The sequence below is a fragment of the Streptococcus hepaticus genome, assembly GCF_043656315.1.
In the GTDB taxonomy this organism is placed as follows: Bacteria; Bacillota; Bacilli; order Lactobacillales; family Streptococcaceae; genus Streptococcus; species Streptococcus hepaticus.
In genome coordinates, this window is record NZ_JBINIY010000003.1 from 89112 (window position 1) to 112149 (window position 23038).

15 protein-coding genes are annotated in these 23038 nt (G+C 43.6%); 12 read left to right on the plus strand and 3 right to left on the minus strand.

What is annotated here, in order from left to right; translation table 11 throughout:
- Positions 1–9: 9 nt before the first annotated feature.
- The 8 genes from ACHUFA_RS04265 (at position 10) to ACHUFA_RS04300 (ending at position 11360) form a co-directional block, all read left to right on the plus strand.
- Positions 10–2460 (plus strand): pneumococcal-type histidine triad protein, encoded by a 2451-nt coding sequence (locus tag ACHUFA_RS04265; protein ID WP_394405006.1) that lies wholly within the window; start codon positions 10–12, stop codon positions 2458–2460.
- A 99-nt stretch (positions 2461–2559) separates the two neighbouring features.
- Positions 2560–3939 (plus strand): branched-chain amino acid transport system II carrier protein, encoded by a 1380-nt coding sequence (brnQ, locus tag ACHUFA_RS04270; protein ID WP_222347715.1) that lies wholly within the window; start codon positions 2560–2562, stop codon positions 3937–3939.
- A gap of 63 nt (positions 3940–4002) precedes the next feature.
- Entirely contained in the window at positions 4003–5046 is a 1044-nt protein-coding gene (locus ACHUFA_RS04275) for a glycerate kinase family protein (protein ID WP_394405007.1), read from the plus strand.
- Positions 5047–5194: 148 nt separating this feature from the next.
- Entirely contained in the window at positions 5195–6361 is a 1167-nt protein-coding gene (locus ACHUFA_RS04280; protein ID WP_222347717.1) for an SIS domain-containing protein, read from the plus strand.
- A 31-nt stretch (positions 6362–6392) separates the two neighbouring features.
- Complete coding sequence (gene lacD / locus ACHUFA_RS04285; RefSeq protein WP_394405008.1) at positions 6393–7334, plus strand: tagatose-bisphosphate aldolase; 942 nt, start codon at positions 6393–6395, stop codon at positions 7332–7334.
- A gap of 256 nt (positions 7335–7590) precedes the next feature.
- A complete protein-coding gene (gene pfkB, locus ACHUFA_RS04290; protein ID WP_222347719.1) occupies positions 7591–8523 on the plus strand; it encodes a 1-phosphofructokinase in 933 nt (310 codons plus the stop codon).
- A gap of 11 nt (positions 8524–8534) precedes the next feature.
- On the plus strand, positions 8535–9413 hold the full coding sequence (locus ACHUFA_RS04295) for an aldose 1-epimerase family protein (protein ID WP_394405009.1): 879 nt from the start codon (positions 8535–8537) through the stop codon (positions 9411–9413).
- Positions 9414–9437: 24 nt separating this feature from the next.
- Positions 9438–11360, plus strand: a complete 1923-nt coding sequence (locus ACHUFA_RS04300) for a fructose-1,6-bisphosphatase (protein WP_394405010.1) — start codon at positions 9438–9440, stop codon at positions 11358–11360.
- Positions 11361–11500: 140 nt separating this feature from the next.
- Here ACHUFA_RS04300 and ACHUFA_RS04305 read toward each other — a convergent pair whose 3' ends face one another.
- Positions 11501–13771: a Xaa-Pro dipeptidyl-peptidase gene (locus ACHUFA_RS04305; protein ID WP_222347722.1), complete on the minus strand. Its 2271-nt coding sequence runs from the start codon at positions 13769–13771 to the stop codon at positions 11501–11503.
- Between the two features lie 92 nt (positions 13772–13863).
- Here ACHUFA_RS04305 and gla point away from each other — a divergent pair, with 92 nt between their 5' ends.
- From gla to ACHUFA_RS04320, 3 genes are all read left to right on the plus strand, one after another.
- Complete coding sequence (gene gla, locus ACHUFA_RS04310) at positions 13864–14715, plus strand: aquaglyceroporin Gla (protein ID WP_222347723.1); 852 nt, start codon at positions 13864–13866, stop codon at positions 14713–14715.
- A 199-nt stretch (positions 14716–14914) separates the two neighbouring features.
- The gene (locus tag ACHUFA_RS04315; protein ID WP_222347724.1) at positions 14915–15649 is read left to right on the plus strand and encodes a CppA N-terminal domain-containing protein; all 735 of its coding nucleotides are present in this window, start codon (positions 14915–14917) and stop codon (positions 15647–15649) included.
- Entirely contained in the window at positions 15646–16569 is a 924-nt protein-coding gene (locus ACHUFA_RS04320; protein ID WP_394405011.1) for a serine hydrolase domain-containing protein, read from the plus strand. Before ACHUFA_RS04315 ends, ACHUFA_RS04320 begins: the two co-directional genes overlap by 4 nt.
- A 217-nt stretch (positions 16570–16786) precedes the next feature.
- Here the strand turns inward: ACHUFA_RS04320 and pflB are convergent, their stop codons facing one another.
- Entirely contained in the window at positions 16787–19126 is a 2340-nt protein-coding gene (pflB, locus tag ACHUFA_RS04325; RefSeq protein ID WP_394405012.1) for a formate C-acetyltransferase, read from the minus strand.
- A 204-nt stretch (positions 19127–19330) separates the two neighbouring features.
- On the opposite strand from pflB, the gene dinB reads away from it, so the two are divergent.
- Positions 19331–20395, plus strand: coding sequence for a DNA polymerase IV (gene dinB / locus ACHUFA_RS04330; protein WP_394405013.1), 1065 nt, complete (start codon positions 19331–19333; stop codon positions 20393–20395).
- Positions 20396–20484: 89 nt separating this feature from the next.
- Here dinB and recD2 read toward each other — a convergent pair whose 3' ends face one another.
- Positions 20485–22848 carry an SF1B family DNA helicase RecD2 gene (gene recD2, locus ACHUFA_RS04335; RefSeq protein ID WP_394405014.1) on the minus strand — a complete coding sequence of 788 codons (2364 nt, stop codon included), beginning with the start codon at positions 22846–22848 and terminating at the stop codon, positions 20485–20487.
- Between the last annotated feature and the right edge of the window lie 190 nt (positions 22849–23038).

The following is a 23038-nucleotide window of genomic DNA, read 5'->3' on the forward strand; positions in this document are numbered from 1 at the left end:
GAGACAAGGATGAAAAAGAACTATATTTATGGTTCAGTAGTTGCTATTATTTTGAGTTTCGCAGGCTATCAAGCAGGTCACTATCAGGCAAAAGCTGAAATGGGAGCCAATCAAAATGTAGCTTATATTGATGGAAAATCAGACCAACCGAAAGCTTTGGCGAATAAGGAAAAAACACCTGACCAAGTTAGTAGCGAAGAGGGAATCAAGGCTGAACAAATCGTGGTGAAAATCACAGACAAGGGTTATGTGACCTCGCATGGGGACCATTTTCATTTCTTCAATGGGAAGGTGCCCTATGATGCGATTCTCAGTGAAGAGTTAATCATGACAGATCCTCACTATGCTTTCAAACAATCAGACGTAGTGAACGAGGTGAGAGATGGCTACATCATCAAAGTGGATGGTGCCTATTACCTTTATTTGAAACCAGGAAGCAAGCGGGTCAATATCCGCAGTAAGGCTCAGATTGAAGTAGAGCGTAAAAAGTGGGGCGGTCACAGCAGTGCAGTAGCTGGTGGTAAAGAGACGGGTGCTCATGCCCTTGCCCACTCACAAGGACGTTATACGACTGACGATGGCTATGTCTTTCATCCTACAGATGTTATTGATGACTTTGGCGATGCTTTCTTAGTGCCTCACGGAGATCATTTCCATTATATTCCTAAGAAAGACTTGTCACCATCTGAATTACAAGCTGCCCAAGCCTATTGGGACCAAAAACAAGGGAAGGCAAGCCCTTCTTATGCAGGCAGAAACGCAGCATCAGCTAGCACTGTCTTACCAGCCCATTTTGATACGCCAGTTTCTGGAGACTGGCAAGACTTACTGGCTCAACTCTACAATACACCGTTCAGTCAACGTCATGTAGAGCCAGATGGGTTGGTCTTCGACCCAGCTCAGATTACACGTCGCTTGCCACAAGGAGTCGTGGTACCGCATGGCAATCATTTTCATATGATCCCATACGATCAGATGTCCGTTTTGGAAGAAAAAGTTGCTCGCCTCATTCCGATTGGAGCGGATGTAGCTCATATTGGTCAGCAGAAGCCGAGTCATCACCATCAACCACAGCCAATCAGGCATAAACCAAACAAACCAAACAAACCAAGTAAGCCAAGTCCGCAACCTGCTAAGCCAATTACACAGGATAAGGAAGAGGAAGGACATGCTGGTCCGACTCCATTGAAGGATCGTATTGGCAAGCCAAATTCTAAGATTGTTTATAGTCCAGAAGAGGTAGCGGCAGCTAAGGCAGCTGGTAAATATGCGACTTCAGACGGCTATATCTTTGATGCCAAAGATATCAAGGAAGACTTGGGGGATGCCTACATCATTCCACATATGATGCATGAACATTGGGTACCTAAGAAAGATTTGTCACCTGCTGAACGCAAGGCAGCAGAGGATTTCTTGGCTGGTAAATCATATGAAAAACCTGCTAGTCCAGCAACAACAGGACGGACTGCACAGGAGATTTATGAATCGGTTAAACCAGCGGCCCTTATTGCACCAGAGGATCTGCTCTTTGGAATTGCTCAAGCGACTGAATACAAAGATGGAACATTTGTTATCCCGCATATCGACCATTATCACTATGTTCAACTCAAATGGTTTGATGAGGAACCAGAGTTACTGACAGATAATGACAAGACTTACAGCTTAGAAGAATTTTTAGCGACAGCCAAGTATTACCTGGAAAATCCTGATAAGCGCCCTAAGAAATCCGGTTGGGGAACCGACTCAGCTATTCACAAAGAAGAGGAAACTTCGGACGAGGTTGCTGCTGATAAATTACCAGAAGATTTGACAGCTAAAAAAATCTTCGATAGAGTAGCACCAGCTAAGATTGTTCCAGTGGAAAAAATGAGTTACAATGCGGCTTATACGGTCAAAGTTTCAGGAGATTATTTGATTATTCCTCATATGGATCATTACCACAATATCAAGTTTGACTGGTTTGACAGCAAGCTCTATTCTGCCCCAGAAGGCTATAGTCTAGCAGACTTCTTTGCGACGGTTAAGTACTACGTTGCTCACCCAGATGAATTGCCTAAAAAGGAAGGTTGGGGGCACAGTAGTGACTATGGACACGGGGTCAGCCCGAGCGACCCTGAGGCTGGCAATTTTTCTCCAGATGAAGAGCCTGAAGAAGCGGCAAATGCTGGGGCAGAAGCAGAAGAAGAGGGACCAACAGGGCTCTATGATATCGGTGGCTACGATGAGGAGGATGACAAAAAGGTAAGAGGTCCAGAAATGGATACCTTGGAAGAACGCCTTTGGGCAGCCTTGAAAGTGGCAGAAGAAATGGAAGATGGCGATGTCAAACAAAAAATTTCAGATGCCGTCGATGCTCTTTTCGACCGTCAAAACAATCTCAAGGTTGGAGACGATGATACGATAGCCAAGGTCAACGCTGATCTAGATGCTCTTTGCGAACAATACAATTTTAAAGCATGAGAAATTGAGGCTGGATAGAGTTCTAGCCTCGTTTTCCTTGAATTTAGTGACTCAGTCTGCTAGAATGGAGAAGTTAATTAGTCTAGAAAAGAGAATAGAATGAAATATAAAACGTCGTTTACAGCTTATATAACTATTGGGCTCATGCTGTTTGCCCTCTTTTTTGGTGCAGGAAATTTAATTTTTCCAGCTTATTTAGGGATTTATGCAGGGAGTAATGTCTGGTTGGCTGTCTTGGGTTTTTGCTTGACAGCAGTTACCCTGCCTTTAATGGGAGTAGCAGCCATTGCCTATACGGGGACAGAAGATGCGGAGTCCATCTCACGTCCTGTATCGAAACTGTACGCTCTTTGCTTTTCCGTAGCACTTTATCTGTCTATCGGCCCTTTCTTTGCGATTCCACGGACAGGAGCGACATCTTATTCGATTGGGATTGAGCCTATTTTTGGCTCATCTATGGCGGTTAAAGTGATATATGCCCTCATTTTTTTTGGCATTTCTTACTGGTTAGCTATTCGGCCTAGTAAAATGGCGGATCGTATTGGGAAATACCTGACACCGACCTTGCTCTTTGTATTAGCTGTCTTGGTAGTGGCTTCCTTCCTCAATCCTGCTGGAAATATGGGAGCCGCTCACAATGCGTCAGCAGCAACCAGTGATGCTTTTGCCGATCTTCCTTTGATTGCAGGACTGATTCAAGGCTATGGGACAATGGATGCCTTGGCTTCTTTGGCTTTCTCTATTGTTGTCATCAATTCTGCTAAAGTATTCGGTGCTAAGAGCAACCAAGAAATAGCAGGAATTACGCTTAAGTCGGGGATTGTTGCTAGCCTTCTTCTTGCCTTGGTTTATATCTTTGTGGCTCGGATTGGTGCGACTTCTCAAAGTTTGTTCGATTTTACAGCGGGAAATTTCCAACTCAAGGGGCAAGTTATTGACGGCGGTCATGTGCTTAGTCAGGCATCTCATTTTTACTTGGGAGCTATCGGTCGTGCGGTGTTGGGTGTCGTTATTTTCTTAGCATGTATTACGACGGCGACGGGCTTGATTACGGCTTGTGCGGAGTATTTCCATAAGCTAGTGCCTAAGGTTTCTCATGTGGTTTGGGCGACCATTTTTACAGCGATTGCAGCAACGTTCTACTTTGGCGGTCTGTCTGAGATTATCAAGTGGTCTTTGCCGGTTCTCTTCTTGCTTTATCCTCTGACAGTGGCGATTATCCTTCTAGCTATAGGTGGAAAATGGTTCCAGCAGGATCCAGTTGTCTATCGTTGGACGATTGCTTGGACTTTCCTAGCAGGGCTCTATGATGCCTTGAATACCTTAGCAGGGATGACTGGTCTGTTCAAAATGCCAGGAACGATTGCTCATTTCTTTGAGAAGGTTGTCCCACTAGGGGCTTATTCCCTCGGTTGGGTTTCCTTCGCGGTAGTTGGTTTTGTCATTGGTTTATTGGTGCATACTTTGAAAAAAAAATAGGAGGCTTGGACCGTGGTCCAGCCTCTTTTTGCTGTGCTATAATAGAAGAAAAGGAGGTGTCCTATGCGTGTTTTAGTTGCCATTGATTCATTTAAAGGTTCGGCGACATCATCTGAGCTCAATCAAGCTGTCAAGGAGGGCTTGATGGCAGCAGTTCCAGATATGCAGGTCGATACGGTAGCTATTGCAGATGGTGGTGAAGGGACTCTGGAGTCTCTCTATCAGGCTCTTTCTGGTGAATTTGTAACTCTGGAGGCACCTGATTTACTGGGGAATCCAAGAGAAGTAACTTACTTGCTGTCTGAAAATAGGGCTTTTATTGAGACAGCTAGTCTTCTCGGAATTGACAAGATTTCACCGAGTCCAGAAACATTTGAACAGGCTTCTTCAGCTGGTCTGGCTAATCTCGTTTTAGATGCACTTGGCCGAGGTTGTCAACAGATTTTTCTGACCTTGGGTGGGACCGGAACTTCTGATGGCGGACGTGGTTTTTTGGAGAAATTGACCGGACAGACTGTCTTATTTGAACAGGTAGAATTGATTGGTCTGACGGACGTAAGGAATCCTTACGCCGGTCCAGATGGCTACGCTCGGATTTTTGGTCCGCAAAAAGGTGGTAGTCCTGAGCAGATAGAGAGGGAGGATGCGCGTGCGCTAGCTTTTGTGGAAAAGATAAGGGTAGAACAAGGATTGGATTTGCAGGCTCAGGCTGGTAGCGGAGCAGCCGGTGGTCTTGGAGGAGCTATCCTCCTCTTAGGTGGTCGCCTGCAGTCGGGATTTGCTAGTATTGCTGACCTGATTGGTTTGGAGGAGAAGCTTGTCCAAGCTGATGTAGTGATTACGGGCGAGGGACATTTGGATAGGCAGTCATTTCAGGGCAAGGTTCCAGTCAGCCTTGTTAGATTGGCTAGGAAATATCATTGCCCCACCATTGCTCTTTGTGGAGCGATTGGTGGGGCTGACTTATCTATCTATGCTGACTTTCAAGCCGTCTTTTCTATCCAGACTAGGGTCCAATCCCTATCTGAAGCTATGGAAAAAGAGACAACTCTGGAGAATATTCGTTTTGTAGCTGGAAATATTGGGCGGATGATAAGAATGAAGTAGAAGTTGGAATAGTTTTCCAGCTTCTTTTTACTATCCAAAGGGGGAAGTTATAGGGTGCTTTATATATTAATAGATTTTCTATTGACGATTGATATCTTTTGGAGTACAATAAAAGAAAACTGGCTATAACCACTAGAGGAGGAATACTATGTTTCACTTGCCAAAAGAGGAATTAGAGCGCTTGGGCGCCATTATCACTGTTCCTGAAATCTACCAACAACCTGGTCTCTGGCGTGAGGCTTGGGACTTGTATCAAGCCAAGTTACCAGAAATTGAGCGATTTTTGACGGACATTCAGGCTAAGCACGACTTTGTACAGGTTATTTTTACAGGTGCCGGAACATCTGAATTTGTCGGACAAAGTATTGTCAATCACTTGAATCAAGTCAATGATTTACGGAAAATTCGTTTCTTATCCGTGTCTTCTCCGGAATTGGTCACTCGTCCACAGGACTACCTTCAAGCGGATCTTCCAACCATTTTGGTCTCCTTTGCGCGCAGCGGAAATTCTCCAGAAAGTTTAGCAGCGGTTGAGCACGTGAAAACAATTGTCCAAGACTGCTATCAGATTTTCATCACTTGTGCAGCAGATGGGAAATTAGCCTTGCTAGCTCCGGAAGATGACAAGACTCTCTTGCTCTTGCAACCAGCGGGTTCAAATGATGGTGGCTTTGCTATGACAGGTAGCTATTCTTGTATGACCTTGACAGCCTTACTGGTATTTTCTACAGTAAGTCAAGAAGAAAAAGCTATCTGGATTGAGACCATTGCTCGCTTGGGTCAAGATGTCTTGGACCGTGAAGACTATATCCAAGAATTGGTGAACCAAGATTTTGAACGAGTGATTTACCTTGGTGCAGGTGGATTGTTTGGCGTTGCCCATGAAGCCCAGCTCAAGATTTTGGAATTAACAGCGGGTCAGATTGCTACCATGTATGAAAGCCCAGTTGGTTTCCGTCATGGACCAAAATCCCTCATCAATGAAGAAACGATTGTCATTGAGTTTATGTCAAACCATGCCTATACCAAACAGTATGATATCGATCTGCTTAACGAAGTGCAAAATGACGGTATCGTTCGCCGTATCGTAGCCCTGTCCGCAACAGAAATTCCGCAAACGCAGGTGCCAACCTTTGTCCTGGCAGCAGGTGGTGAGTCTCTTCCAGATGCACTCTTGACCTTCCCATACATCATCTTTGGACAAACCTTTGCCATTATGACAGCCCTAAAATGCAAAAATTTACCGGACACACCATCGCCAACTGGTACCGTTAACCGTGTCGTGGAAGGGGTTATTATCCATTCTTTACCGTAAACAATTGCATACTATTATTTGAAAAATGTAAATGGAGAAACTAAAAATGGTAAGTTTAGAAAAATTAACAACAAAAAATGGGATTATTTCAGCCTTGGCGATTGACCAGCGTGGAGCCCTTCGTCGCATGTTGGGCGCAGATGCCAGTCAGGAAGAATTGGAGTCTTTCAAGGTTTTGGTTTCTGAAAATCTGACACCTTATGCTAGTTCAATTCTCTTAGACCCTGAGTATGGTTTGCCTGCAGCTGGCAAGAAAGATGCCAACTGTGGTCTCATCATGGCTTATGAAAAAACGGGTTATGATGCCAACACACCAGGTCGTTTTCCAGATTTGATTGACAATGTTAGCGTGAAGCGCCTCAAAGAAGCAGGTGCGGATGCCATCAAACTCTTGGTTTATGTGGATGTGGATGAATCTGACGAGATTAATGATGTCAAGAAAGCTCTTGTAGAGCGTGTCGGTTCAGAATGTGCTGCGGAAGATCTGCCATTCTTTCTTGAGTTGGTGAGCTACGACGCAAACATCACTGACAAGAAAGAATACGCTAAGGTAAAACCACACAAGGTGATCGAAGCCATGAAAGCCTATGCAGACCCACGCTACAATGTAGCGGTTCTCAAGGTTGAAGTGCCAGTTGACATGAATTTTGTTGAAGGATTTTCAGATGATGTAGTACATACTAAGGAAGAAGCGGCAGCCTTTTACAAGGAACAAGCAGACGCAACCAACTTGCCATATATTTACCTAAGTGCGGGTGTCAGCGCAGACCTTTTCCGCCAGACCCTTCGCTTTGCTAAGGAAAGTGGTTCCACCTTTAATGGTGTGCTCTGCGGTCGTGCTACATGGGCTGGTGGTACAGCCGTTTACCAAGAATCTGGTGTAGCTGCAGCTGTAGAGTGGTTCCAAAGTCAAGGCAAGGAAAATATTACAGAATTGGCTAATCTGGTTGAAGAATTAGCAACTCCAATTTGATAGAAAATACAGGGGGAGTGGGAAAGAACTCATAGCAATTAAAAAAGAGTTCCCTTCGCTCCCTTATTTTTTAAGCTCAGGCAGAAAACGTCCACTGGATCTTTTCTCTCCCACCCCCGCACAGTTGATTAGGCTATCTTTGAAGCTTGAAAAGCGAACAAAGATGCCAATCAACCACTGCGTCTTGCAATTTTAGCTTAAATAAATTTAGGAGTTGGACTTGAGCCCAACTCCTTTTGATATAGAAAGGATTATCATGATAACAACAGTTACCCTAAATGCCTCTATTGACAAGGCCTATGTCCTAGATGGTATACTAAATCCAGGCATAGTCATGCGGGTTAAGGAAGTCCGCAACACAGCTGGTGGTAAAGGGCTCAATGTCACAAAAATTGTCAATCTCTGCGGTCAGCCTGTTCTTGCAACAGGTTTTCTAGGAGGCTTTAATGGTAAATATCTGGAATTTCTCTTAGAACAAGACCAGATTGCTTCGCAGTTTACTTGGGTGCAGGGGGAAACACGTTCTTGTATCAATATCTTGGAAGACAAGTTTTCATCCACTGAGTTTTTGGAGCCAGGTTTTACCGTCTCGGCTGAAGAAGAATTGGCTTTTTTGGACAATTTCCGTCAATTGTTAGACCAGACAAACATTGTTACCATTTCAGGTAGTTTACCCAAAGGCGTCAGTCCAAGCATTTATGGCACTTTGATTGCAGAAACTAAGGCAGCTGGGAAACGGGTTATTTTGGATTCTAGTGGGGCTTCTTTCAAGGAAGGTCTGTTGGCTAAGCCAACTATGGTGAAACCCAATCAAGAGGAGTTAGAGGCGCTCTTTGATGTGACCATTTCATCCACCGAGAACGTTATCACTTATGGTCAAAAGCTAGTTGACCAAGGCATTGAATATGTTCTTATCTCACTGGGAGGTGAGGGAGCAGTTCTCTTGCACGCTGGTAAGGTCTATCAAGGTCGTCCGCCAAAGATTGATCCTGTCAACACGGTTGGCTGTGGAGACTCCATGGTAGGGGCTTTTGCTGTGGCTTTGGAGCGTAATTATTCTCCAGTGGATTGTCTCAAGTTCGCCATTGCGGTAGGAACAGCTAACGCCCTTTCCCCATTTACTGGCAATTTTGACCCAGAAATCTTGGACAATATACATGCTCAAGTGACTGTAGAAGAAGTAAAATAAAGGAAATTTTTATGAAATATACGTTAGAAAATCAAGATTTAATCGTAACTTTTGATTCTTTAGGAGGTCAGTTAACCTCTATTAAAAACCATGAGGGACTAGAATACCTTTGGCAGGCTGACCCACAATATTGGGCTGGTCAAGCGCCTGTTCTTTTTCCAATCTGTGGCAGTTTACGCAACAATACCGCACAAACAGAAGATGGACAGACTATTCGTATGCCTCGTCACGGCATTGTCCGCAAACGTGAATTTGTTCTTGAAAAGCAAACAGACAGTGAAATTATCTTCTCGATCACAGCTGATCAGGAAATGCTAGCTCAGTATCCATTTGCCTTCAAATTATTCTTGCAGTATCAGTTAGTTGGTCAGCAAATCCAAGTAAATTACATCGTAAACAATTTAGAAAAAAGACCTATACCAATTTTCATTGGTGGACACCCAGCCTTCAACTGTCCATTAGATAAATCCTTGCAATTTGAGGATTATATGATAGAATTTGAGCAAGAGGAAAGGAAAGAATTGCCTAGCCCAATTTTAGAAAAGGGCTTGTTGGATAGAGAAAATCGTCAGGTCCTGGATTTTGACAGACGACACATTGCTCTGACACATGACCTCTTTTCGGAAGATGCCTTGGTCTTTGACCATGCTCAGTCCAAGGAGGTTACTCTGCGCAGTTCAAAGAGCCCGCATTCAGTTACCTTAATTTGTCAAGATTTTGCCAATATCTTAGTCTGGTCGGCCAAGGGTGGTCCATTTATTGCCCTAGAACCTACGAGTGGTGCCTCAACATTTATGGATGAGGATGATATTTTTGAACACAAGGACAATGTTCGTATGATTCCTGCCCAAGACAGTGCCTTTTATTCTTACCAGCTCCGCTTTCAATAACCTTTCCCCAGAAAGGAGTTGTCTATGCAGTCTTATTACCAGCTCTTGAAGGAAAAATTTCCTACCAAGACAGCGGTTTTAACCGAGTTGATTAACCTTGAAGCCATTCGTCATTTGCCCAAGGGAACGGAATATTTTGTATCCGATTTGCACGGGGAGTATGATGCTTTTGACTCTATCTTGCGGAGTGCCTCGGGGTCGCTCAAAGACAAGGTTAGGGACTGTTTTGTGGACCATGGTATTGATCAGACGGTTCTTGATGATATAGCTGTTTTTCTGTTTTATCCAGAGGAAAAGCTGGCGCAGGAAAGTCAGAAACGGTCTGTTCGTCAGTTGGAGGATTATCTCGAAAGCTATTTGCCTGTCCTTATTCAGATTCTTCATTCTATCGGAAGCAAATATACTCGCTCCAAAATTCGTAAGGCCATGCCACAAGAATTTGCCTATATCATCGAGGAGCTATTGGCTGAGATTGAGCGTCGTCACGATAAGGCAGACTATTTTAAAACCATTATCAAGAAGGTTCGTCAGCTGAAGCAACTAGATGATTTAGCCATTGCATTAGCTTATCTGATTCAAAATTTGACCATTGACCACTTGCATGTAGTGGGCGATATTTACGACCGTGGTCCTGAACCTGATAAGATACTGGACCGCCTTTGTCAGCTACGTTCGGTAGATATCCAGTGGGGAAACCATGATATTACCTGGATGGGGGCAATGGCGGGCTCTCCACTCTGCATGATCAATGTTATCCGAATTGCCGCTCGCTACAATAATATCGACCTGATTGAAGACCGATATGGGATCAATCTGCGGAAACTAATTGCTTATAGTCAGGCACATTATGCTCCCTTACCAAGTTTTACACCAATCTTGGATGAAGGATTCATTAGCCAAGAAGAAGAAGATTTGCTCAATCAATTGCAGCAGGCAACGGCAGTTCTACAATTCAAACTAGAGCACCAGCTCATTGACCGTAGGCCGGAATTTCTCTTAGAACATCGTCAACTGCTGACTAAAATAAATTATGAGACAGGTGAGATTGATTTGGACAGCGGGTCCTATCCGCTTAAGGATTTTACAACTTCCTGCATCAATCCAGCGCAGCCATTTGCCTTGTCGGAGGAAGAAGAGCAACTCATTCAGCAACTTTTGACAGCTTTTCAGACTTCTGAACGGCTCAAGCGCCATGTGAACTTTCTTTTTGCCAAAGGGAATATGTATCGTGTCTACAATGGACAACTACTCTATCACGGCTGTATTCCCCTTCATACCAATGGAGATTTTAAATCATTGCGTCTGAATGGGGAAAATTTAGCTGGTCGAGCTTTGTTGGATTTCTATGAGAAGAGTATCCGTCAATCGTATCGTCAACCTGAAGTTTCTGATGACCTTGTGACAGATCTTTTTTGGTATCTGTGGATTGGGGAGACCTCGTCTCTCTTTGGCAAACAGGCGATGACGACCTTTGAACGGTATTATATCGCAGATAAAAGGACTCACCATGAGGAGAAAAATCCTTATTTTGCCCTACGAAATCAAGTTCAGATATGTGATCGAATTCTGGACGAATTTGGGCTTGGTCGTGATGGACATATTGTCAATGGGCACACGCCTGTTAAGGAAAAGGCGGGAGAAACTCCGATTAAGGCTGATGGGAAGATGCTGGTGATTGATGGTGGTTTTGCCAAAGGATATCAGAAAAAAACAGGGCTGGCCGGCTATACGCTAGTCTACAACTCCTATGGACTGCAGCTAGTGGCTCACCAGCCTTTTGAGGGAGTGGATAAGGTCTTGGAAAATGGTGGGGATGTCTTGTCTACTCAGCGTTTGGTAGAAGAAGCAACGCACCGTATTTTGGTTAAGGATACAACCATTGGTCAACGCCTTCAGGAAGAAATCCAAGCCTTAGAACATCTCTATCATCATTTTGACCAGTATTGATGCGACAAAAAAACTTGGGACAAAAGTCTCAAGTTTTTTGGTTTTTAGAGAGGTAACCACTGCTGAGTGGACTCTAATACAGTAAAATAGTCTGGGAAAAATCGATTTCTATGAAATCACGATTTTTGTTACACATACTGTTAGATTGTTGGGAGTTCTAAGCGAGATTGCTCCAAATCTACGGAAATAGTCCAGTCGCTATTGTCGCGGACGGTGACTTCGAAGTCTGTGGTGTAGAGGGTAACGCGTAGGGTACTTCCTTTTACCAGCTTGTAAATTGTTGGTTGCAACTCCCAAGTTAGAGTCATCCATTCATCAGCCTTGACTTCTTCAATGGTCAAAAGATCGCTACGGTTTTGCAGGTTGAGGTAGCCTTTGGTAACCAGACGATGTGGCGTTTCCACAAATGGTAATTCAGTTAGATTTTCCTGAGCGTAGAAACGACCGTTATCTAACTTACTACGTTCTTTGACGGTTGGAATGGCTGTTAGTCGTTTAGCAGCCCCAAAATCAAGGATCTGCGCAGAAAGCAAGCCCTTGTTGACGCTTGATTTGACACGGAGGTGAAGTGTTGCGCGGCCATTGAGGTGAATATCTTCCTCAATCGGCAGGTCAATGGTAATCTGATGGGCCTTGTCATTCCAGAGGTCTTGGTGGAAGCTAAGATAAGCCTTGCCATAGCGAGTAAAATCTTCTTCCGGATAGCGGTTTTGAATCTCCTTTTGACTACTTCCAAGCGCAAATTCTTTCTGTTGGCTACCCGCAAAATCTGTCAAACTTGTCCAAGCTTGCTCAGCACTATTGTCCTGCCAGATGACAGTAGGTAGTTGATAGTCATTTTCGTAGCCCAGCAATTTCTGACTAAGAAGGGCATTCATGGATTCGCGGAAGTCAATGGATTGCCAGTTGTTCATGTAAACGTGGGCGCCGTGATGTAAGAAGAGATGTTTATTGACACTTGCAGGTAGAGCATGAAACATATTCCAAACGTGGAGTGGTTTAACATTCCAGTCTTGTGAACCATGGGTAAAGACCACTTCGCAACGCACCTTATCCGCATTGAGGAGGTAGTTACGGTCGTGCCAGTATTGGTTGTAGCCTCCTGACTCGCGGTCTAGTTGGGCACGCTCAGCACTGATACCAGCTTGGTAATCCGCTTTATTCTTTAAGAAATCTCCTGCCTGTAGGCTCTTAGAATAAGTCAGAGCAGTTAAGCTATCCAAGTCCTCTCCAGGGTATCCACCAGGACTAGTGACTAGGCCGTTTTCACGGTAGTAGTCGTACCAAGAGGAGATTCCTGCTTCGGCGATAACGACTTCCAGTCCCTCAACACCAGTGGTAGCCAGCGCATTGGACATGGTTCCTAGGTAGGAAATTCCGCTAGTTGCAACTTTTCCATTTGCCCAGTCAGCAAGGACAATCTTATCACGTTTGTGAGATGTGTAGGCGCGTGCGCGACCGTTGAGCCAGTCAATGACTGCCTTGTAGCCAGCTACTTGTTGATAGTCACCAGAGGTCATATAACCAGTTGAGCCGAGTGTGCCCACGCCCGATACATGAATGCTGGCAAATCCACGTGCCAAGAAATAGTCGTTGAGAGAGTAGGATGAAATATGTCCTAATTTTTCAGTTGCCTTAGAAATGGGTAGCTCACGTTCATCAGCAGGCAATGTTTCAAAACTTGGTTCTTCTAGGGTGATTTGACCAGTAGCTTTTTGCGCTAATGTTCCTTCCATTTTATGGAGTGCATCGTCGCTAGCTTTGTCGTTAGTTCCTTGGTGATAGGGACTGTTTGTAATGACAGCAGGTACTTTTCCAGTGTAAGTTGGACGAAGGATAGAAACCTTTACAATGTCTGTTTGGCCAGATTTTGTAGTGTCGACAGGCGTTTCGACATAGACCACTTCACGAATAGCTTGATTGGTTGAGAAAGTTGCCAAGGATTTACCATTAAAGAAGTGGTAATCATTGTCTTCTGGAATCAAGTTATCGCTGACCAATTGTTCGACTAAGAGTGAGCCAAATTTGGTGCGAGTATTGAGAAGTTGGTAGAGATTATTAATGATATCTCCAAAGATGATAGGGAAGCCGGATTTTTGACGAAATTCCTCTACATCTGTGTAGTCAAAATTTGGCACAAATCCCAATAACTGAAAAGCGACTTGATAGAAGATGTTGTCAGTTAAAGGACGGTCTGATTGGAAAAAGGTTAAGAGGTCAGTTTCCCAATCTGCCAACAAATTTGCCAAGGCAGTGTCTGTGTCTTCTGTTAAAAAGAAGGTTTTACGGACGAAGTGTTCAAAGTTTTCCTTGTCAGAACGAGCCTCTGCTAAGTTAAAGCCGAGCTTGGCTAACTCTTCTAGCATTCTTTCTTTGGTGAATTGGATATATGAAAATTGATTAAAACGCATACATTCTCCTAATCTTGAGTATTTCCTTTACATAACCCATTATAGCTGATAAAATAAGGATTGTCTAAAAAATATTGGAGGATACTCAAAAAATGGACGTAGCAGTACATATTAAGTACATTACAGAATTTCTTGCAACTGCCCTTCTCATCATCTTGGGAAATGGTGCTGTTGCCAACGTTGACCTTAAAGGTACCAAAGGAAACAACTCAGGTTGGATTGTGATTGCCCTTGGTTATGGTCTTGCCGTTATGATGCCAGCTCTTATGTTTGGTAATGTTTCAGGTAACCATATCAACCCAGCTTTCACAATCGGTTTGGCTGTTTCAGGTTACTTTAAATGGAGCATGGTACCAGGTTACATCGCAGCTCAAATTCTTGGAGCAATTGCTGGTCAAGCAGTCGTTGTTGGTGTTTACCGCCCTTATTTCTTGAAAACTGAGAACTCTAACCACATCTTGGGCTCATTCTCAACAATCTCAGCGGTTGACGACGGTACAAAAGAGAGCCGTAAAGCTGCATGGATTAACGGTTTCTTGAACGAATTCTTTGGTTCATTTGTCTTGTTCTTCGGCGCAATGGCATTGACTAAAAACTACTTCGGTGCTGAAGTATTGAAATACGTTACTTCACAAGGTGCAGATCTTACAGATAAAGCGACTTCAATGCAATTAAATCACTATATCAGCCCAGGACTTAACGTTGCTCACTTGGCACTTGGTTTCTTGGTAATGGCTCTTGTAGCTGCTCTTGGTGGTCCTACTGGCCCAGCCCTTAACCCAGCTCGTGACCTTGGTCCACGTATCCTTCACTACATCTTGCCAGTTTCTGTACTTGGTCAAGCCAAAGCGGATTCAAAATGGTGGTATGCATGGGTACCAGTTGTGGCACCTATCCTTGCAAGTATTGCTGCAGTAGCACTTTTCAAACTCTTGTACGCATAAGAATATAAAGGAGAAGCTAGGGATTTCTATTTCGGCTTCTTTTTCTGTGCTCTTCTTAGGAAAGTAGGTTGGAAGTAAGAAAATATAGGCCCTCACAAAAAAGTTTGCATCTTTTTTATGGCTTGAAATTGTGTATAAATATTTGTCAAATACAGAATTTTCCTTTACAATAGAATGGTATGAACCGAAGGAGAAAGACATGTATATAGATTCAGAAAAAATAGTTCCAGCCTTACGGGTGAATAATCGTTCAATGAACCAAGATTTTTTTGAGCAAGATTTAGGGTTGAAGACTATTTTAGAAGATGGACCCTTTGCAGAATTTAGTGGGCATGGGTATAAAGAAAGCCAGCTTGTTTTAATTGAGTCACCTAGTATGCGTACGCGTGCAGTTAAAGGGCTAAAAAAACTGGCAAAAATTATCATCAAGGTTGAAAATACCTTAGAAGTTGAAGCACTTTTGGCGCGTGGTAGCCGATTCACCAAACTATTCCAAGGAAAAAACGGCTACGCCTTTGAAACAGTAACGCCAGAAAAAGATACTTTTCTTCTTCATGGGGAAGAGGATATCGCTGCTTTAAAAGAAATCTTGCCACCTGTTGACTTTAAGAAAACAGCAGACTTTTCTGGATTGACAGCTTTTACAGTGGAAAAGATTATCATCAACAGCCCTCAAGCAGATAATAGTCGTACTTTTTATGACCAAATCTTACCAGATCAGTCTGTTCTTAGCTTCCAAGAAGCCGAAGGAGAAGATTTGCTAGCGCCGGCAGATAGTACTTGGGATTTGGATAGTCTTCGTTTCAAAGTTGCAGCCGATATGGATTGGACTGATTTAGAAGGGAAACTTCAGGGAGATTTCTTTAAAGATAAGAAAGAGACCTTTATTCAAGCGACTGATCCAAGTGGTATTGAGTTGTGGTTTGAAAAATGAGACAAAAGATTCTTGACAAAATTCAGCAACAGATAGCTGACAACCTCTATCCGGGAGCCTCTTTGGCTCTCTTTTCTGACGGCGCTTGGCAGGAATATTACCTTGGTAATGCTGAGGATGATTTGCCAACCAGCCAAGGTATGGTTTATGATTTGGCGTCTGTGTCAAAGGTAGTCGGTGTCGGAACAGTATTGATTGAGCTAATCCAAGAAGGTAGAGTTGAGCTAGATCAGTCTTTTCAGACCTACTATCCCGCCTTTGAAGATAGCAGTGTAACCATTCGCCAGCTGATTACTCATACATCTGGCATTCATCCCTATATCCCGAATCGGGATCAGCTAAATGCAGCTGAGCTTAAGTCTGCTATGCACAGTTTGACAGTGACCGAGGACAAGTCTTTCAAGTACACAGATGTCAACTTGATTCTCCTAGGATTTATGGTAGAGGACTTATATGGTCAATCTTTGGATAAGATTTTGCAGGATAAGATTTTTGAACCGTGGGGAATGACAGAAACTAGTTTTGGACTACGATCAGGGGCTGTAGCAACTGTTAAGGAACAGCCAGCTGGTATTGTACATGACCCTAAAGCGAGGGTCTTGGGAGTACACTGTGGTTCAGCAGGTCTGTTTTCAACCATCAACGACCTAGAAATCTTTCTATTGCATTATTTACAGGAGGAATTTGCGGCAGATTTGGCGACCAATCTCAGTACGGACAAGCCGCGCTCCATTGTCTGGAATATTGATGAAGGAGAATGGTTGGACCATACCGGCTACACAGGTCCCTTTATCATGGTTAATCGCAAAGCACAAAAAGCAGCTATTTTCCTAACCAATCGGACCTACAATTATGATGATCGTCCGCTCTGGATAGAAAAATGCAGAGAGTTGCGGGATGTCATTAAAGCAAATCTATGAGAACTTGGGACAAATGTCTCAAGTTCTTAAACTTTTATACAAATAACACTTTAACGCAGTGGTTGAGTGAGCTATAAAAGTTGATTTAGCAACATATTAGAGCTCTACTCAACTGTGCGGAGGTGTGACTACAAAATCGATTTCTACGAAATCACGATTTTTGTCACACACTCTTTTTGAAGATAAGAAAAAGCACTCCGCAAGGAGTGCTTTTGGATTAGTTAGCTGAAAGTGCTTCTGCAGCGTCGTCCATTGAAAGAACTTCGTGGAAGACACGTTGAGTCAATTCAGTTTTTTGTTCTGGTGTGAGGTATTTAGTGTTTACACAGTAACCAGAGATACGAACGATTACATCTTCACCGCCCATGATTTTTTCATAGACATCTTTCAAGTCCATAACGTTCAAGTTAACGTGTTGACCACCATTTTCAAAGTAACCGTCAAGGATTGTTACCAAGTTTGTTACTTGCTCATCGAATGTTTTACCAAGAGCTTTTGGAGATACTTGAGTAGTCAATGAGATACCATCAGCAGCATATGAGAAGTCAAGGCTTGCAAGTGAGTTCAAGTTTTGCAACCAACCACCACGAGCTTTATTTGATGGGTTAGCACCTGGTGAGAAGAACTCAAGTTGTGACAAGTTAGTTGTGCCATCTTCGTTCAAGTATACACCACGGTGAACAGGTGAGTTACCAGTTTGTTTAGAGTAGGCAACGTTTGAAGTGATTGTAAGAAGTGATACAGTTGCTTCAGCGTCTTTGTAAAGTTTGTGGCTACGAAGACGAGTAGTATAAGCTTCAATCAACCATTCAGCCAATTCGTTTGAACGTGGGTCATCTTCCCCCCAACGTGGGTAGTCACCAGTTGTTTCATAGTCGTAAACATAGCCGTTTTCATCACGGATAGTTTTAACTGTAGCATACTTGATAGCTGACAATGTATCAACAGTATTTGCGAAACCACAGATACCGAATCCCATGTTAGCGCGGTGTTTAGTTGGTAAGAAGGCCATTTGAACTGCTTCGTAGTTGTACTTGTCAGTCATGTAGTGGATGATGTTCAAGGCATCTACGTAAGTGTCAGTCAACCAGTCAAGAGATTTTTCAAAGTTAGCTTTAACTGTTTCGAAGTCAAGAACTTCGTCAGTGATTGGGTCGATGTCAAATACTTTGTAGTCTTTGTGTACATCGTCGTAACCACCGTTGATACCAGTAAGAAGAGCTTTCAAGACGTTTACACGAGCACCGAAGTACTGGATGTTGTGACGTGCATCTTCGTTTTCTGGGTCAAGTGGTGATACACAGCATGAGATACATGACATTTCACCGTAACCGTCTTTAGCCATTGTAGTCACACCTTCGTATTGGATAGAAGAGTGTTTGTGTGACATTTTCATACAGTACTTACGGAAGCTGTATGGCAATTTATCAGTCCAAAGAACAGTCAAGTTTGGTTCTGGTGAGTTACCGATGTTGTCAAGAGTGTTGAGGAAGCGGTAGTCCATCTTCGTTACACGGTGACGACCGTCAGCACCCATACCAGCCATTGAAGTTGTGATGAATGTTGGGTCACCTGAGTAAAGTGCATCGTAAGCTTTTGTACGAGCGAATTTTACTGTACGAAGTTTCATAACGAAGTCGTCAACAAATTCTTGGATTTCGCTTTCAGTAAATGTACCACGAGCCAAGTCACGTTCTGCATAGATATCAAGAACGATTGGTACACGACCAAGTGAAGTAGCAGCACCGTTGATAACGCGACATACTGCCATGAAGGCGATGTTTACCCATTGGATAGCTTCTTTTACGTTCATGGCTGGTTTACGAACGTCAACGCCGTAAAGGTCACCAAGGCGAACAACTTGTTGCAATGCTTGGTATTGCAAGTTGATTTCTTCACGAAGGCGGATAGTTTCCTCGTTGATTTCTTTTACTGCATTCCAGTCAGCAACTTTTTCTTCCATCAAGTATTCAGCACCGTACAAAGCAAGACGAGCATAAACACCGATGATACGTCCACGTGAGTAAGCATCTGGAAGACCAGTTACAGTGTGAGCGTGACGAGCGCGACGGATATTTGAAGTGTAAGCACGGAAGATACCGTCGTTAACAGTAGTTACGTGTTTTGTGTAAATTTCATGTAATGTTTCGTTTGGAGTGTAGCCGTTTTCTGTCAAAGTAGTTTCAGCCATACGGATACCACCTTTTGGCATGAAGCTAAGTTTGAAGAGTTCATCATTTTGAAGACCGAAAATCAATTCGTCTTCTTTTGAGATGTAACCAGCTGGGATGTCAGCTATAGATGCTGCACGATCAGTGTCCATTGGGAAACGAGTTTCTTCGTAGCGAGCTTTTGTTTCTTCTACGATTTTTTTAATTTTGAGTGAACGCTCAGTTGCACCTGCAAGGAAGCTTTCATCACCATCATATGGTGTGTAGTTTGCTTGAACAAAACGTGATACGCTAGCTTTTTCTTGCCAGTCAGTACCTGCAAATCCTTCCCAGGCTTGGGCGAAAATGTCTTCAGTTACATTTTTAGTTTTAACCTTTGTTGACATGAGGTTTCTCCTTCTTATTAAGTGTTGCAAACACTTTTAATGCTTTCATTATACCACTTGTAAACACTTTCTACAAGGTCAAAACTCCTGAAAAAATATTGAAAAAATTTACAAAAACTTACAATGTTTTTCATAAATTTCCCCTGTTTTCAAATCCGGTATTTTAGTGGGAAGTAGAGTATAATAGGAGAAAACGGAGGCTTTATGTTAATTTTTCCTTTGATCAATGACACATCACGAAAAATCATTCATATCGATATGGATGCCTTTTTTGCTGCCATTGAGCAAAGAGACAATCCGAAATTGAAAGGAAAACCCGTTATCATTGCAAGAGATCCGCGGCAGACGGGTGGTCGGGGTGTGGTCTCGACTTGTAGCTATGAAGCGCGTGTGTTCGGGGTACATTCAGCCATGTCTTCTAAGGAGGCTTATGAGCGTTGTCCGCAAGGGATTTTCATTTCGGGGAATTATGAGAAATACCAAGCAGTTGGCTTGCAGGTGCGAGAGATTTTCAAGCGCTATACGGATTTGGTGGAGCCTATGTCCATTGATGAGGCCTACTTGGATGTAACAGATAATAAATTAGGAATCAAGTCCGCCGTCAAGGTGGCTAAAATGATTCAATATGATATCTGGAATGAATTACAGTTGACAGCTTCAGCTGGCGTTTCCTATAATAAATTTTTGGCAAAAATTGCTTCTGATATGGAAAAACCGCATGGTCTGACCTTGATTTTGCCAGAAGAAGCGGTAGAGATTTTGTCGGAAATGCCTGTTGAAAAATTTCACGGAGTGGGAAAGAAAACGGTCGAACGGTTGCATGATATGGCTGTTTTTACAGGCAAGGATTTGTTAGAAATCCCTGAGATGACCTTGATTGACAAGTTTGGACGATTCGGATTTGACTTGTACAGGAAGGCGCGGGGCATTTCTTCAAATAAGGTCAAGGTCAATCGGTTCCGCAAGTCCATCGGTAAGGAACGGACCTACGCCAAGCTCCTTTATACGGAAGAAGATGCTAAAAAAGAGTTGACAAGTTTAGCCAAACGCGTCAGCCAAAGTCTGGACAAGCATGGCAAGGTCGGCAAAACAGTGGTGGTTAAGATACGCTATGGCGATTTTGCTACCATGACCAAACGCGTTAGTTTAGAAGAATACACTAAAAATGAGGAGGTTATCGAGCGTCAGGCGCATGACATTTTTGAGGCGGTCGGTGAACCAGCAAAAGGCATTCGTCTGCTGGGCGTGACGGTAACGAATTTTGGGTAGAAAGAAAAACGCAAGAGAACTCTATTTCTGAGTCTCTTGTGTTTTTGTATTTTTACTATTTAGGGGAAAATATTTGATTAGTGGGTATCTTAGATTTTAAAAAATTGAGCAATATCTTCTTCGGTTATTCCAATCATGGGATCAATGGTGAGGATGTTTTGCTCGGTCAGGCGATAATCGGCTGGCTGAGGGGAAGTTGCGTCTGGTGAAGTTTTTAGACTGTCCAGCTCTGCCGTTTTCCCAAGAAAACGAGGAACTAGATAGGTCTTGCGTCTGGTGCCAGCGTTTTTTACGGCATAGCCAAAGGCGCGAACCTGTCCCAGAAGGATAAGCTTACTTTTGGCGCGAGTGATAGCTGTATAGATAAGGTTGCGCTGGAGCATGCGGTGGCTGTTACCGGTAATGGGCAGGATGACTACCTGAAACTCGCTCCCCTGCGACTTGTGAATGGACATGGCGTAGGCCAGGGTAATCTTGTACCATTCATTACGAGGATAGCTAATCTCATTGCCGTCAAAGTTAATGGTGATCTCGTCCTGCTTGGAGTCGGTATACTTGCCAGGCAGGAGGTCGGTGATGTAGCCTAAATCACCGTTAAAGACATTGCTTTCAGCGTCGTTAACGAGGTGAATCACGCGGTCGCCTTGACGGAAGGTTTGGTCGTTGTAGGCGAATTCTAGTGCGTTTTCAGCCAGAGGGTTGAGCAGGGCTTGCGCCATGAGATTGAGCTGATCAATGCCTGCTGCGCCACGGTACATGGGGGCTAATATCTGGACTTCTGATGCTGGAATACCTGACTTGACAGCTGCGCTAACAATGCGTTCAACCATAGCTGGGATTTGTTCATTTCCTGTTTCAAAGTAGGAACGGTCAGCCTTTTTCTGGGTAAAATCAGCTGGCAAACTGCCTTGGCGAATCTGACTGGCCAAGTGGACAATGGTGGAGTCGTCCGATTGACGATAAATCTTCTCCAGCTTAATACTGGGCAGACTAGGAACCTGTAGGAGGTCTGCTAAGACCTGCCCCGGACTGACGGACGGAAGCTGGTCTGCGTCGCCTACGATCAACACTTGACTGTTGGAAGAGATATGATTGAAGAGCTGATGTGCTAGCCAAGTATCCACCATAGAAAATTCGTCGATGATGATGAGTTCAGCATCTAGATAATCATCACGCGTAGGCTCCGTCGCGTCTTCAGTCAGACCGAGATGGCGGTGGATAGTCGCACTTGGTAGACCTGTCAATTCATTCATACGGCGGGCGGCGCGACCAGTCGGAGCCGCCAGTAAGATAGGGCAGTCGCTGGTGGATTTTTGCAGATTGATCTTGTGTAAAATCGCGTAGATAGCAATAATCCCGTTGATAATGGTAGTCTTACCAGTACCTGGTCCGCCAGTCAGGATAAAGAGAGGATTGTTGATGGCCTCTATAATAGCTTCTTTTTGAATGCTGTCGTAGGTCAGACTGGCTTCAATTTCCAGCTGGTCGATGGCCGCTTCAATTTCTTCACGCGGAAAGGTTTTAACACTTGATTTCTCAAGTAGACGGCTGAGATTTTTCTGAATACCTTGCTCAGCAAAGAAGAGGCTGTTATCAAAAATTTTGGTGTCAATTTGCCGGACCTTGCCTTCATTGATGAGATTGGTCAGCTCACCCGCCACGGCAGCCGGCTCTAGTTCAACAGGACGGGCCTTTTCCAAAACTTCCAGTGTGTTTTCTAAGAGATCACGTGCTTCAACATAGGTATCACCCATTTCCATGGAACGATTGAGTAGGCTAAAGAGGAGACCTGCGCGGAACCGTTGAGGAGATTGGGCTTCAATTCCTAGATTATCAGCGATTTTATCGGCAATGGTAAAGCCCATCCCTTGCACATCTTCGACCAGTTGATAAGGATTTTCCTGGATGAGGTCCAAGGTTTTTTCTTTGTAGAGGTCTTGGATTTGAAAGGCGAGTTTGTTGGGAATGCCATATTCTGCCAACTTGGCTAAAATCATTTCCGTCCCGTAATTCATGCGGAGTTTGTCCAGAAATTCTTGGCGATTTTTAGCGGAAAGGCCTGTTATTTGACTTAATTTTTCAGGCTCAGCTAAAATCTGGTCGATGACATCGTCACCATCATAGAGCTGAACAATTTTTTCAGCTGTTTTTCGCCCAATTCCCTTGAAGTGGGCGCTGGAAAAATACTTGACCAGTCCAGCTGATGTCGGCTTGGCCCGCTCGTAACGGCTAACTTGCAATTGTTGGCCATATTTTGGATGGGTCACTAGTTGACCATAAAAACGATATTCTTCTCCTTCGATGATGTCGGCAATCGTACCGGTGACAATGACTTCGTAGTCTTCAAAATCAGCGTCACTATCGTCAATTTCTAACAGAAGAATCTTGTAAAAATTACTGGGATTTTCAAAAATAATCCTATCAATGGTCCCAGAAAAATAAACTTCAGACATAGTGTTCTCTCTTAGATGTATGTGAAAAGGGAGTGGGAAAGAACTCACAACAGTTTATAAAGGGTTCCCTTCGCTCCCAACTTTTAAGCTCAGGCAGAAAACGTCCACCGGACCTTTTGACACTTGCTCCGCAAGCTTTATTTTCAACTTAAACAGGTCCCCCAACCACTGCGCTTAGTTATTCTAATTA

Bases quoted from the DNA above. Each gene is read 5' to 3' on its own strand.
- ACHUFA_RS04265 (WP_394405006.1), top strand. From the start codon at position 10: ATGAAAAAGAACTATATTTATGGTTCAGTAGTTGCTATTATTTTGAGT.
- brnQ (WP_222347715.1), top strand. From the start codon at position 2,560: ATGAAATATAAAACGTCGTTTACAGCTTATATAACTATTGGGCTCATG.
- ACHUFA_RS04275 (WP_394405007.1), top strand. From the start codon at position 4,003: ATGCGTGTTTTAGTTGCCATTGATTCATTTAAAGGTTCGGCGACATCA.
- ACHUFA_RS04280 (WP_222347717.1), top strand. From the start codon at position 5,195: ATGTTTCACTTGCCAAAAGAGGAATTAGAGCGCTTGGGCGCCATTATC.
- lacD (WP_394405008.1), top strand. From the start codon at position 6,393: ATGGAGAAACTAAAAATGGTAAGTTTAGAAAAATTAACAACAAAAAAT.
- pfkB (WP_222347719.1), top strand. From the start codon at position 7,591: ATGATAACAACAGTTACCCTAAATGCCTCTATTGACAAGGCCTATGTC.
- ACHUFA_RS04295 (WP_394405009.1), top strand. From the start codon at position 8,535: ATGAAATATACGTTAGAAAATCAAGATTTAATCGTAACTTTTGATTCT.
- ACHUFA_RS04300 (WP_394405010.1), top strand. From the start codon at position 9,438: ATGCAGTCTTATTACCAGCTCTTGAAGGAAAAATTTCCTACCAAGACA.
- ACHUFA_RS04305 (WP_222347722.1), bottom strand. From the start codon at position 13,771: ATGCGTTTTAATCAATTTTCATATATCCAATTCACCAAAGAAAGAATG.
- gla (WP_222347723.1), top strand. From the start codon at position 13,864: ATGGACGTAGCAGTACATATTAAGTACATTACAGAATTTCTTGCAACT.
- ACHUFA_RS04315 (WP_222347724.1), top strand. From the start codon at position 14,915: ATGTATATAGATTCAGAAAAAATAGTTCCAGCCTTACGGGTGAATAAT.
- ACHUFA_RS04320 (WP_394405011.1), top strand. From the start codon at position 15,646: ATGAGACAAAAGATTCTTGACAAAATTCAGCAACAGATAGCTGACAAC.
- pflB (WP_394405012.1), bottom strand. From the start codon at position 19,126: ATGTCAACAAAGGTTAAAACTAAAAATGTAACTGAAGACATTTTCGCC.
- dinB (WP_394405013.1), top strand. From the start codon at position 19,331: ATGTTAATTTTTCCTTTGATCAATGACACATCACGAAAAATCATTCAT.
- recD2 (WP_394405014.1), bottom strand. From the start codon at position 22,848: ATGTCTGAAGTTTATTTTTCTGGGACCATTGATAGGATTATTTTTGAA.